Source organism: Grimontia sp. THUN1695 (assembly GCF_059704325.2).
Genome location: NZ_AP046577.1, coordinates 579,499 through 592,760 on the forward strand (window position 1 = coordinate 579,499; position 13,262 = coordinate 592,760).

Annotated in this window: 14 protein-coding genes; 12 read left to right on the forward strand and 2 right to left on the reverse strand. The window is 39.7% G+C overall.

The window, feature by feature from the left end:
• Positions 1-5: 5 nt before the first annotated feature.
• Positions 6-605 carry a Yip1 family protein gene (locus AC6IB1_RS06195; protein WP_497568263.1) on the reverse strand — a complete coding sequence of 200 codons (600 nt, stop codon included), beginning with the start codon at positions 603-605 and terminating at the stop codon, positions 6-8.
• Between the two features lie 174 nt (positions 606-779).
• A complete protein-coding gene (locus AC6IB1_RS06200) occupies positions 780-1,676 on the reverse strand; it encodes a LysR family transcriptional regulator (RefSeq protein WP_497568264.1) in 897 nt (298 codons plus the stop codon).
• Between the two features lie 298 nt (positions 1,677-1,974).
• Between AC6IB1_RS06200 and AC6IB1_RS06205 the strand changes: the two genes are divergently transcribed.
• The 12 genes from AC6IB1_RS06205 to AC6IB1_RS06260 all read left to right on the forward strand — a co-directional run bounded on the left by AC6IB1_RS06205 (position 1,975) and on the right by AC6IB1_RS06260 (position 13,259).
• Positions 1,975-3,030, forward strand: coding sequence for a response regulator (locus tag AC6IB1_RS06205; RefSeq protein ID WP_497568265.1), 1,056 nt, complete (start codon positions 1,975-1,977; stop codon positions 3,028-3,030).
• A 222-nt stretch (positions 3,031-3,252) separates the two neighbouring features.
• Positions 3,253-3,750 carry a transcription/translation regulatory transformer protein RfaH gene (gene rfaH, locus AC6IB1_RS06210; RefSeq protein WP_005506544.1) on the forward strand — a complete coding sequence of 166 codons (498 nt, stop codon included), beginning with the start codon at positions 3,253-3,255 and terminating at the stop codon, positions 3,748-3,750.
• A 311-nt stretch (positions 3,751-4,061) separates the two neighbouring features.
• Entirely contained in the window at positions 4,062-4,367 is a 306-nt protein-coding gene (locus tag AC6IB1_RS06215) for a hypothetical protein (protein ID WP_497568266.1), read from the forward strand.
• Positions 4,368-4,389: 22 nt separating this feature from the next.
• Entirely contained in the window at positions 4,390-5,202 is an 813-nt protein-coding gene (locus AC6IB1_RS06220; protein WP_497569094.1) for a sulfotransferase domain-containing protein, read from the forward strand.
• Between the two features lie 19 nt (positions 5,203-5,221).
• Positions 5,222-6,412 (forward strand): UDP-N-acetylglucosamine 4,6-dehydratase, encoded by a 1,191-nt coding sequence (locus tag AC6IB1_RS06225; RefSeq protein ID WP_497568267.1) that lies wholly within the window; start codon positions 5,222-5,224, stop codon positions 6,410-6,412.
• Positions 6,413-6,421: 9 nt separating this feature from the next.
• A complete protein-coding gene (locus AC6IB1_RS06230) occupies positions 6,422-7,564 on the forward strand; it encodes a LegC family aminotransferase (RefSeq protein WP_497568268.1) in 1,143 nt (380 codons plus the stop codon).
• A 10-nt stretch (positions 7,565-7,574) separates the two neighbouring features.
• Positions 7,575-8,567, forward strand: coding sequence for a GNAT family N-acetyltransferase (locus tag AC6IB1_RS06235; RefSeq protein ID WP_497568269.1), 993 nt, complete (start codon positions 7,575-7,577; stop codon positions 8,565-8,567).
• Between the two features lie 8 nt (positions 8,568-8,575).
• Positions 8,576-9,577, forward strand: a complete 1,002-nt coding sequence (neuB, locus tag AC6IB1_RS06240; protein WP_497568270.1) for an N-acetylneuraminate synthase — start codon at positions 8,576-8,578, stop codon at positions 9,575-9,577.
• Entirely contained in the window at positions 9,577-10,740 is a 1,164-nt protein-coding gene (gene neuC / locus AC6IB1_RS06245) for a UDP-N-acetylglucosamine 2-epimerase (RefSeq protein WP_497568271.1), read from the forward strand. Before neuB ends, neuC begins: the two co-directional genes overlap by 1 nt.
• Positions 10,724-11,719: a pyridoxal phosphate-dependent transferase gene (locus AC6IB1_RS06250; RefSeq protein ID WP_497568272.1), complete on the forward strand. Its 996-nt coding sequence runs from the start codon at positions 10,724-10,726 to the stop codon at positions 11,717-11,719. The genes neuC and AC6IB1_RS06250 overlap by 17 nt, the downstream gene beginning before the upstream one ends.
• A complete protein-coding gene (locus AC6IB1_RS06255; protein WP_497568273.1) occupies positions 11,709-12,194 on the forward strand; it encodes a GNAT family N-acetyltransferase in 486 nt (161 codons plus the stop codon). Before AC6IB1_RS06250 ends, AC6IB1_RS06255 begins: the two co-directional genes overlap by 11 nt.
• A gap of 18 nt (positions 12,195-12,212) precedes the next feature.
• Positions 12,213-13,259, forward strand: coding sequence for a nucleotidyltransferase family protein (locus tag AC6IB1_RS06260; RefSeq protein WP_497568274.1), 1,047 nt, complete (start codon positions 12,213-12,215; stop codon positions 13,257-13,259).
• Positions 13,260-13,262 lie beyond the last annotated feature (3 nt).

Below are 13,262 nucleotides of genomic sequence, written 5' to 3' on the forward strand. Positions count from 1 at the left end.
AACAGTTATTGGACGAACATTGGGCCAAACCCCACATTCCACATGATCACCGAACTGGCAATAATCGCTACCAGTAAAACCAGCCCACAGGTTACTACCGAACTGGCGTAAATAAAGCCGCGCTCTTCGGGAATATGCATGATAATTGGTACGCCTGTGTAAAGTAGATACACTGAGTAGGCGACACCCAGTAGCCCAACAAGCATGACAAACCATACTACCGGATACAATGCTGCTAATCCAACCATAAAAATGGGGGTCGCAGTATAAGCAGCCAACTCCAATGCCTGGGTATAGGTTGGGGTTGAGCCAAAAGTGCGACTCATCCAGAGTGTCAGGTAAGCCAGTGCCATCACACCAGTGATAAGGGCGAAATACATGGCGAAAGCGATAATGATTGCACTTTGTTGTGTCAGAAAAATGGGGTTACCTACGCCGATTTGCCAACCGATATGTACGCTTGAATAGTATGCGCAAAGGGGAGGGATAAGTGCCATGATGGCAGCATGTCCTAAACTGCTCAGCGCTCCTTCATGGCGATCGTCAATGTTTTTCCATTCTTCTTTTGGATGTGTATAGAGGCCGAACAGATGTCCCAGAACCATAAGTCGCTCCTTCCAGTCGCGGTCACCAGCATTATGTATATCCAACAACAATCAGACGTCGATTATGTTGTTACACACTAATAACATTTAGTGCTGCAATATGCAGTTCGCAAGTTTTCATTGCGAAATGTGTGACAGCTTTTAATCACTTATCGAAACTGGGACACAGGGTGATCAACATTCCTCTTCCTTATTGGGAGAATGAAAATAACGCATCGAAAAGTCGATAAATGCACGAAGCTTTGCAGGCAGGTGAGTTTTGTCGTGATACATCAGGAAGATATCCCTTGGCTCTGTGGTCCAGTCAGGCAGGATTTGTTGCAATTCACCAGATTGAATATCTTTTTGCACCAGCACATCGGGAATTAACGCGATCCCCAATCCATCTTTTGCCGCAGCCCTCACCACCCTCAGCTCTGATGCTTCGAAGCGTCCTTGGTCTGAAATGCAAAGCTGTTCGCCACTCTCGTTTGATAAACGCCAGCGCATCAGGGGCCAGCCTTTGAGCAGCGCGTGTTTGGACAAATCTGTTGCATCGGTGATCGTGGGATGAGATGCAATGTATTCCGGACTGGCAACCAGAATATCCCGCACAGTGTGGAGCCGCCTTGCTATCATGGTGGAATCACGTTGAGGGCCTATCTTGAAAAAAGCGTGGCGATCATCAAGGTGGGAGGGCGTGGTATCACTGAACAAAGACAGATCCAGCTTGATATCAGGATAGGCGTTGAGAAAAGCACTCAACATCGGTTGTAGCATTTTCATGGCAATGTTTGAGGGAGCAGCAAGTCTCAACGTACCCGATGTGCCATGGCAGCACTCCGACAGGCTCTCCGTAGCTTCCAACAACTGTTCAAGAAGTGGTGAACACGTATCGTAAAAGCTTTGTCCCGCTTCCGTGAGTGCCAGTTTACGCGCATCACGGTGTAGCAACTTTATTTGAATATCTTCTTCAAGTGCCTGAATACGGCGGGTCAGTGTTGCGACAGGAATGCCTGTTTTTTTTGATGCCTGTGTGTAACTACCATTCTCGACAATTAGCCGAAAGAGATTCAGATCATCTAATTTCATTGGGTTTCACGATGTTGCGAGAGTCTTCACCAAAAAGCGGTATTTTAACTATTTGAAGTTAACAGGTGTTGAATTTCGTTGTCTTATGTCAATAAGCAGGGAGCTTGAAGTCGGTTGACTGTGTCAGAAAGCAGAAAATATATGAAATATTTTCTTTTCTGGATACAGAAAGTTAAGCCCTTCTAAGGCAACTATTGTGTGTTTGCAGCAACCTGGCCCTGATTTTCAAACTATTCTATTAGGAGCTAACGCGCTCCCGTTCAGCGTCAGCAGCCCAAAGGAAACAGGAGAACATAAAGTGTTAGAAGGAAAAGAGGTTCTCATTGTTGAAGATGATCCTATTTTTAGCCGGATTATCAGCCACTTTCTTCGTAAAGAAGGGTGCACAGTAAGAGAAGCTGAAAACGGTCTTGACGGACTAAAGGCTTTGCGGGAGGGGATTCCTGACCTCTTGCTCAGTGATCTTTCTATGCCTGTAATGACAGGGTTGGAATTTGTTGAAGAAGTCAGCATGGAATACCCAATGTTGCCGGTGATAGTAATTTCCGGCACGGGGGGGATGGCTGATGTCGCCCAGGCTCTACGCTTTGGAGTGAAAGACTTTCTGATAAAACCCATTGAGGACGTAATGGTCGTCAAATCTGCCATCCTATCCGTTCTTGAAGAAAACGATGGTGGAGTGAGTAGCGATGCAGATTTCTCTCAGCAATGGTTTAAGGTGTCCCAAGATGGCGAGCAACCATTGACAGAAGAATTGAAATGGCACCTGGAAGACTTATTGGATAACCCAGGCAACGCCAGAGATCTATTGATGGGACTGATGCCAGAGCAAGATTCGCAACAAGGTGATTGGCGATTGTCTTATCACTCGCTGCAATCTGCCGATATCAGCCCCATTGTGCTTGATTATACTTGGATGATGGACGGTAAGATGGCGTTTTACATGGTCGACAGTGCCTCTGCCGGTGAAAACGGTACAGCGACGACCTTAATGATCCGCGCTTTCTTCAACGAATACCTTCGTTCACAAGTTGCTGATGAAAAAGGATTTATTCATCTTGTCCATCAAATCGAATATGCGATAAAACGCTCTACGTATGCCAGTCCTATTCGTGCCATGTTTGGTATTTTAAATGCGTCGGACAATCAGCTGGATGTGTTGTCTGCGGGGTTAAATGCGGTGGTCGATGGGACGGGAAAAGCCGTGATTGTAAAAAATGACAACCTGCTTGGTATTGACGCCGCCAGCATACGTTTCCAGACAATTGATTTATCGGGCGGAAGTGTACGGGTATCACTGAGTGAGATTGGATTGACGAGTTTTAGTTTAGACATCCAAAGATTGGACGCCTAATCCCTCGCGTTATCATGTCGAAACCGCCCATTCGGGCGGTTTCTATTTTCTGCTCAAAAAGCAAACAATTATGCAGTGAAACTATGATGCAGTGCAGACTATTTGCCTTGTTAAAGGGAGAGGGTGTTGCTGCTGAAAGGCGAGCCGAATATACTCATTAGTTGCATTTCAAAGACGTTGTAACAACTGGCTAGCGAAAGAAATCAACGAGGACAAATTTTAATGGATCCATGGTATCTGCTCTATTGCAAACGCAGCGAGCAACAACGCGCAGAGCAGCACCTAAAACGACAGGGCGTCGATTGCTATTATCCACAAGTGATGGTGGAAAAAATCCGTCGTGGCAAGCGCTCCAGCGAGTTGGAACCGCTCTTCCCTAATTACGTCTTTGCCTCATTCGATCCTGAAAAAATCTCCTTTACGACTGTACGTTCGACTCGTGGCGTTGTTGATTTTGTTAGACAAGGCCTGATGCCGACAGTCGTTCCTGCTGAACTTATCACTCACTTGATGGCACATGAAGACAGTGATGAGCAGCGCGAAGCATTAAGTGATGTATTCAAACCTGGTGACCAAGTGGAAGTGCTATCAGGTCTATTCGAGGGAACCGAAGCCATTTACAAGGAAGCGGATGGCGAGCTGCGCTCAATTTTATTGATCAATCTCATCAGTCGTCAGGTTGAAGTCTCTACAGAAAATAAAGTCATCCGTAAGAAATAGCCGTATTGAACATCGATACTATCGCGTGTTTTGGGAACGAGACCTAGGGGCGGTAGCGTAATTTTATTTTATCAACGAACAAGTTGTTGATGACTGCAAGTGAAAATCTATTCACATCAATCAATTAAGATGCATTTTTACACTTGTCGAATTGGCATGTAAGTCAATGCTTTTTGAAAGTTATTGTAGGGTGCTGAGTTGAGTCATTAAAATAAATGACACTGAGTCAGCATATTAAATCTATTATTTTAAAAACAATGCCATTGTATATTTCTGGCTCAGAGTTTAGCTTAACTAATTGAGTATAAAATATGGAACCAATATTTTTACTTGTAACAGGTAGTATGAGATCTGGAACTACATTGCTATCTGAATTACTTTATTCCACAAGTTATTCAGAAGAAAGACATTTAGATGTAGCTTTCATGGGAGATAAAAGTGATTTAGTTAGAAAACATATAAAAAATGGAATTGATGATAATAATATAGAAAAAGTAAAAAATGATATAATTTCAGAAATTGATAGATTTTCTCCAGTCGAAGGTAAAATATTGATTGGGGCTAAGCAAACAGGGATATCAATAAAGGAAAGTAAAGTAGTTAAAAAAACTATTTAAAGAATGTAAAGTAATTATTTTGTTGAGAGATCCAAGAGATGTACTTTGTTCTCATATGGAAAGGATGGTAGATCGACTTACATTAGTCGACGCCTTTGGCTTTATTCTTAATAGTCTAAATTATTACTATGTAAAATACGATGAAAATATATTGAAAGTTAGGTATGAAGATCTTGTTTGTCGCCCAAAAGACACTATATTAAATGTTTTAAGATTTCTAGATTTAGACTCTAATAAATATAATTTCAGTAGTATTGATGAGGGACGAATATCTTCTAATTCTAGTTATAGTAATGTAAAAGGAAAGCACCTTATAAAAGGAAATGGTATTGATAGATCAAGTATCGGCAAATATAAAAAATATTTATCACACTATCATAATGAACTCATATCATGCCTTTTTTACGATTTTCTTTCTGAACATGGCTATAAACTAGATAACTTAAAACGATCTAAGGATTGTTTTTTGTTTTGGATAGAAATTGCAATAAAGATTGATCTTGATAATGAAAATTTCAAAATTTTAAGAATGCTAGCTTCTGATTTTCTAACAGATAAAGAAATAGATAATAAAATAGAAGAATCAAAATCACTACAAAAAAGTTATATAAAAGGGTTGATTTTAAGGAATAAAAATCATGTGGATACGATAGTGTATTTAAAAGAAGAAAATAAAAAAATAAAAATTAAATTAAAGCTTATAGAAGATAATTTAAGGGAGTGCAAGGCTAAATTAACAAAAAATAAGAATAAGTTTTATATTAATGGAAATGTTTTTGCTGGCAAAGAGAAAGTAATTAAAAGTTTAAAAAAACTTTACAGTAAATTCTTGTAAATAAAACTTGGAGATCTTAGTGCATAATTTATTGGAGTTAATAGGTAGGGATTCAGAACTCTTCTTCAACGATGTTATTGTTAATGAGACAGAACTGTCTAGAGTTATTAGTGAATCGTGTTTTCTGGTTCTTGGTGGAGCGGGTTCAATTGGTCAAGCCGTGACTAAAGAGATCTTCAAACGTCATCCGAAAAAGCTGCATATTGTAGATATTAATGAAAACAATATGGTGGAGTTGGTGCGTGATATCCGTAGTTCATTTGGCTACATTGATGGCGATTTTCAAACCTTTGCATTGGATATTGGTTCGGTAGAATACGATGCCTTTATCAAAACTGATGGTCAGTATGATTATGTACTGAACTTATCAGCTCTTAAACATGTACGTAGTGAGAAAGATCCTTTCACACTTATGCGTATGATTGATGTGAATGTTTTTAATACTGAAAAGACTATTCAACAGTCAATTGATGCGGGTGTGAAGAAATATTTCTGCGTATCAACTGATAAAGCAGCGAATCCAGTCAATATGATGGGAGCCTCAAAGCGCATTATGGAAATGTTCTTGATGCGTAAGAGTGAGCAAATTGCGATTTCAACCGCGCGCTTTGCAAATGTAGCTTTCTCCGATGGCTCTTTGCTGCATAGTTTTAATCAGCGCTTGCAAAAGAATCAACCAATCGTGGCGCCAAATGATATAAAGCGTTACTTTGTGACGCCGAAAGAGTCGGGTGAGTTGTGTCTAATGTCGTGTATCTTTGGTGAAAATCGAGATATCTTCTTTCCAAAACTTAGTGAAGCTTTGCATCTCATCACTTTTGCTGACATTGCAGTGAAATACCTCAAGCAGCACGGTTTTGAATTTTATCTATGCGCAGATGAAGAAGAAGCTCGAGAGCTTGTGAAAACTTTACCAGCACAAGGTAAATGGCCTTGTTTGTTTACTAAAAGTGATACTACTGGTGAAAAAGGCTTTGAGGAATTTTTCACCGACAATGAAACTATCGATATGAAACGTTTTGAAAATCTGGGAGTTATAAAAAATAAACCATTATATGAACCAGAAAAACTAGCACTATTTGAGTCCACTATTTCACAGATGAAAACCAACTGCGTATGGACCAAAGAGCAAATCGTTGATCTGTTTTTTACCATGATTCCCGATTTCGACCATAAAGAGACTGGAAAATACCTCGACAGCAAGATGTGAGGAGTGAAGATGAAACCGACATTAGTTGCCGAGTTTGTTCGTGACATCTACCAAACGAATGATTTTATTCCGTTACATGCGCCAACCTTTGATGGTAATGAAAAAATGTATGTAATGGAAACCATCGATAGTACTTTCGTTTCAAGCGTGGGTAAGTTTGTTGATGAGTTTGAACACAAAATGGAGCTCTTCACTGGCACAGCCAAGGCTGTTGCAACGGTTAATGGCACGGCGGCACTCCATGCAGCACTTTATATGGCAGGCGTGGAGCATGATGATTTGGTGCTCACCCAATCACTGACTTTTGTAGCAACCTGCAATGCGCTGTATCACATGGGGGCAGTGCCGATTTTTGTTGATGTATCGCCGGTTAGCCTTGGTTTATGCCCAAAAGCACTAGAACAATATCTCGAAGATCATGCCGAATTGACTGAACAAGGTTGTTTCCACAAAGTTTGCAATAAGCGTATTAAAGCGGTGGTACCGATGCATACTTTTGGTCATCCAGTGGAGTTGGATGAGTTAGTAACGGTGTGTCGAAAATGGCAATTAATGTTAGTGGAAGATGCAGCAGAAAGCCTAGGCTCGTTTTATAAAGGTCAGCATACAGGCACTTTGGGCCAGTTTGGCGCGGTGAGTTTTAATGGTAACAAGATCATCACCACTGGCGGCGGTGGCATGGTATTGTGTCGCGATTTGGAAACAGGTAAACGCACCAAGCACGTAACCACGACAGCGAAAGTACCGCATCCATTTGAATTTTATCATGATGAAGCAGGTTTTAATTATCGTATGCCAAACCTTAATGCTGCACTTGGTTGCGCGCAGATGGAGGTGCTGGATACGTACTTGTTGCAAAAGCGTCAACTTGCGGCGCAATATGAGAAATTTTTTGCAGGGAGTGATTTCTGTTTTGTTACAGAACCGGATTATGCGCAGTCAAACTATTGGCTTAATGCAGTGATATGTCCAAACAATGAGACGCGCGATGCATTGCTTGTAGACACTAACAATGCGGGAGTGATGACTCGTCCTATATGGAATTTGATGCACCGTTTGCCAATGTTTGCTCATGCGCTGCGTGGTGACTTAACACATTCTGAATATTTTGAATCTCACTTGGTGAATCTGCCAAGTACACCAATTGTGTAAGAGGGCAGGGATGACTATAAACTCTGTCATAGACTTATCGGCTGATATTTACTATCAACGAGCCTACTCAGCTTTGTATGAAAAGGACTGTGAGCATTTTGAATACACTTATCAAGAAAATGAATGCTATGTTATGTTCACAGGACTTAAGAAACGTATCGTCAGCGTTGCAGAAGTAGTAGTACAAGAAGAACTCTATGATTTGGAAACGCCCTACGGTTACGGAGGACCGCTTTCCAACAGTGATGAACCTGATTTTTTACAACGTGCTTTCTGTGCATACCGTCACTATTGTCAACAACAAAATATCGTTTGTGAATTTATTCGTTTTCATCCATTTAACCCGCTTGCGGAAAACAACAAGTTCTTTGATATGCATGCTCCAGAGCGACAAGTAGTGATTGTTGATCTTGAACAAAGTAGCGATGAGCGTCGAAAGCAGTATTCAAAAACCACGCGTAATATCATTAAAAAAGCAGCAAAGAATCTCTCTGTGTGTACAAAGCAGGTACCCGTGAGTGAATTTATGAGCATGTATTACCAGACGATGAAAAAGAATACAGCAACTGAGTTCTTCTATTTTAAAGAATCGTACTTTGATGCCTTAATGCAGATTGAAGGGGTAAGTTTACTGGCGACGAAAAAGCAGGATAACTATGTGTCGATTGGTTTTTTTATGTGTGGCCATGAATTGGCACACTACCATCTTTCGGCAAATAATCAGGAATTAACTAAGGAAAATGGCAATTACCTACTATTAGATTCTGCTTTTGAACATGCTAAGGCATTGGGGTGTAGATATATGATGTTAGGTGGTGGGCGTACATCATCATCAGAAGACAGTCTATTTAAATTTAAAAGAAAGTTCTCACCGCTGAATAAGACTTTCTATATTGCAGGCTTAGATTTCTTGCCTGAAAAGCGTCAGCAATTAAACCAACTGTGGCTCGAGAAAAATCCACAGTGCCAAGCTTCAAAATTATTTCAGTTATACCGAGTCTAGAGGTATTTATGGCAAACAGGACATTTATCATCGCTGAGGCCGGTGTTAATCACAATGGTGCTATGCATTTAGCGAAACAGTTAATTGATGCTGCTGTATTAGCGGGCGTCGATGCCGTGAAATTCCAAACCTGGCAAACTGAGTTGCTAGTGACCGAAGATGCAAAAATGGCTGACTACCAAGTTGAGAATACTGAATGTGAAGAAACACAGTTTGAAATGCTTAAGCGTTTGGAGCTGAGTTACGGTGATTTTTCGGAATTGAAATCGTACTGTGATGACAAAGGGGTTACCTTTATGTCAACGCCAGATGAAGAACAAAGCGCTACGTTTTTAAATGGTCTGCAATCAGTATTCAAAATTGGCTCAGGTGAATTAACCAATACACCATTTTTACGTCATATCGCCAGTTTTGCAAAACCGGTGATCTTATCAACGGGTATGGGGTACTTATCGGAAGTAGAACACGCAATAGCGACATTGCTAGAAGCAGGTCTGTCACTTGATATGATCACTGTTTTGCATGCGACAACGGATTACCCAACTGCACCGGAAGACGTCAACTTATTGGCAATGAAAACTATTGAACAAGCGTTTCCTGGTATCTCCGTTGGCTACTCGGATCATACCCTTGGCATTGAAGTGCCTGTTGCAGCGGTAGCACTTGGTGCAAACGTGATAGAAAAACACTTTACTTTAGATAAAACCATGGTGGGTCCAGATCATAAAGCTAGTCTTGAACCACAAGAGTTGGCGGACATGGTGACAGCGATCCGTAATATAGAACAAGCGCTGGGCAATGGTTGGAAAGTGCCAACTAAAACCGAGCAGGAAAATCGTAACATTGTGCGTAAAAGTTTGGTTGCTAGTAAATCTATCGTTGCAGGAAGCACTATTTGTGCAGACATGTTAGAAATCAAGCGCCCAGGCAACGGTATATCTCCGACTCGTTGGGATGAAGTGGTCGGTTCTGTAGCGAAGAAAGATTACCAGATTGGGGAACTGATCTAATGCGCAAAATATGTGTAGTAACGGCTACACGAGCGGAGTATGGCTTACTCAAATGTCTGCTTGAAGACATTAAAGATGATCCGAAGCTTGAGCTGCAGATTATCTCAACGGGTAGTCATCTGTCCCCTGAGTTTGGTTATACAAACCAGCAAATTCTTGATGATGGCTTTTGTGTGAACAAACAGGTTGAAATATTACTCTCTTCCGATACACCAGTTGGAGTGAGTAAAAGTATGGGATTGGCACAAATCAGTTTTGCTGAAGCTTTTGATGAGTTACAGCCTGATTTGGTCGTTGTGCTAGGAGATCGCTACGAACTGATACCAATTGTCTCCGCCGCCAATATCGCACGTATTCCTGTTGCACACCTCAATGGAGGAGAGCTAACTGAAGGTGCGATTGATGAACTCATTCGCCATGCGATAACAAAACTTTCTCAACTGCATTTCACTGCGATGGAAGAGTATTCCCAGCGTGTTATTCAGATGGGTGAAAATCCGGATCGTGTTTTCAACATTGGTGAAGTGGGGCTGGATAATATCCTGAGAATGAAATTGTTATCAAGGAATGCATTTGAAGATGCAATCGGCGTGAAATTGAAGAAGAAAAACCTTCTTTTTACATACCACCCAGAAACGACGCAGTCGCTCGATAAGGTTGAAGCAGATTTTAATAATATCTTAGCTGCGTTAGATGTGTTGGATGACTGTTTAATCATTTTTACTAAAGCTAATGCGGATGTAGGTGGGCGCTTGATAAACAAGATGATTGACCAATTTGTGGTAAAGAACAAGGACAAATCGATAGCGTTTACTTCACTTGGTCAGCTCAGATATTTGTCAGCCTTGCAATACATTGATGCTGTAGTGGGAAATTCATCGAGTGGCATTGTCGAAGCACCAAGCTTTAATATTGCATCAATTAATATTGGTTCTCGTCAGAAGGGGAGAGTTCGTGCCGAGAGCACAATTGATGTAGAGGCTGAAAAAAAAGAGATTATAAATGCTATTGATATGATTTATACCGATACATTTAAAGAGAAAATTCGTGAAGTGATAAATCCTTATGGTCAAGGAAATAGCTCAAGAAAACTTGTGAGTATTATTAAATCATTTGACTTTAATAAACTGAAATCTAAGAAGTTCTATGATGTCAAATATTAGGCATAAAGTGATTGGTGGTGAACAAGAATTAATATTTGATAACCTCTATTATGGTATTACTAACTCAGGACGCTCATCGTTAAGATGGGCAATTGAGTCAATGGGGTTAAAGAAAAAAAATATACTAGTGCCTGACTATATTTGTCAAATAGTTATAGATATATTAATAGAAAAGGAGGTTGAATTATATTTTTATCGAGTGAACAATGATCTATCAATCGACTTGGATCTTAACTCGCTAAAAAATATTGATGCAGTCTATTTGGTTAGTTATTTTAACGAGCAAACTGAGACTCTGAAAAATGCTCTCTTTACTTTATCAATTCCATTTATCATTGATGATGTTTTTGGAATTAGCAGGCCATCATTTAATAATCCATGTCATTGGGTTTATTTCAATAGCTTACGAAAAATAACTCCTATAGCTGATTATAGCCAAATTATCTCAAATCGGGAACTTGCCGATATTGTTATTGATGATCTAACAAGTTTTGCACAACTCAAGTATCAAGCAAAAGATCTTAAAAGAAGATATCTCTCTAGTGAGTCAAATGATGAAGCACCTTACTTAAGCACATTTATTACAGCTGAGCATCTTTTAGATGATTCATCAGGAATATACCGTCCTAGCGGACGTAGCTGCATGCTGGCGAATACATTTTATAGATATATAAGTGAAGAAACCTTGCACAGGCAGAATAATCTGGCTGTTGCTAAACAGTTACTACCTGACAATTTTTATATTGATGTTGAACCAGAATTTCCAAGTTTCTTGCCAATTTTTTTAAAAAAACGTGATAAGGTAAGAAAGAAACTTATGAAACATAATATTTTCTTAGCAGTGCATTGGCCCCATCTTTCAATTGTTTCAAATCATCTTAGCGACAATATTCTTTCTCTACCTTTAGATTCTAGATATACGAGATATGACATTGAGAATATTTGCAAAATCATTATAGAGCTTGCATATGAAACTTGAGAAATTTGAATTAAACATTGCTGATGAATTAGATTTCCTATTTTATTATTCTATTAAGAATGAAAAGCAAAGTGTGTATTGGTCTGGTTTTTTATTACCACCAGATAAAAATAAATTACTGTACCATTACAATACTATTATTAAAGATGAAAATAGAGATATTTATATCTTTAAAGAACATAATATTAATGTTGGATATTTATATTTAGATAAAGATTACACAAATAACACGGTAGAAATTTCCTACGGTATCTCTGAAAAATATACAGGGCGAGGATTAGCTAAGATAATGATTCAGCTTGGTCTTGAGCGCATTGAGCCTTTGTTTAAGACACAAGTTGCTTGGATCGCTGAAAGTAATATCGCTTCAACGAAAACAGTGATGGGACTTGGATTTAATGCTACTGATGAAGTGGATTATCGGCAGTTAGCGCAAAGTCCAACACCAGTAAAATTTATCAAATATAGTCGCTAAGCAAAAAAAGGCACACGCATGAGTCATAACTGGAAAAAGGTTTTAGTCTCACCAATCACGTCGATCCGTTCTGTTCTAAGAACGATAGATCAACAAGCCTTGAAATTGGCTCTTGTTGTTGATGAAGAATGCAAACTGCTAGGAACTGTCAGCGATGGAGATATTCGTCGAGCCATCTTAAGAGATGCATCTTTAGAAGACAGTGTCGCTTTAGTGATGAACGCCAATCCAACGACTGCTGATATTAGTAGGACAAGAGAGAGCATCCTCTCTTTGATGGAAAGAAAGGAACTACACGCGATACCTATTATCAGTAATGGCATTGTGATTGGCTTAGAAACGTTGCATGGCCTGCTTCATAAGCAGGAATATGCCAATCCGGTATTTATAATGGCAGGTGGATTTGGTAGTCGTCTTAAGCCATTAACCGATGACTGCCCTAAGCCATTACTTAAGGTCGGAGAGCGACCTATATTAGAAACGGTTATTTTAAGCTTTATTCGCGCTGGGTTTAGCAACTTTTATATTTCAACACATTACTTGCCAGAAATGATCCATGCTGTGATGGGAGATGGATCTCGTTGGGGGGTCTCGATTCAGTATATTCACGAAGAAACTCCATTAGGCACTGGAGGTGCATTAGGTTTATTGCCTGACGACTTACCAGATTTGCCTGTGATTGTTATGAATGGTGATATTTTAACTAAGATTAATTTTGAAGATGTTCTTGAATTCCATAATAAAAATAAATCTCAAGCGACAATGTGTGTACGAGAGTTTGATTATCAAGTGCCATTTGGTGTGATTGAAGCGGAAGATCTTAAAATCACGGGTATTGTTGAAAAACCGACTTATCGTTTCCATGTGAATGCAGGAATTTATGTGTTAAATAAGTCGTTGATTGCATCGGTAGCTAAAGGTGAATACTTAGATATGCCGACCTTATTTGAAGAGCAAATTGGTAAGGATATTCATGTCTTTCCATTTCATGAATATTGGTTGGATATTGGCCGTATAGATGATTACAAACGTGCACAAGTTGATATTCTCACATTAGGCTTATAAGTT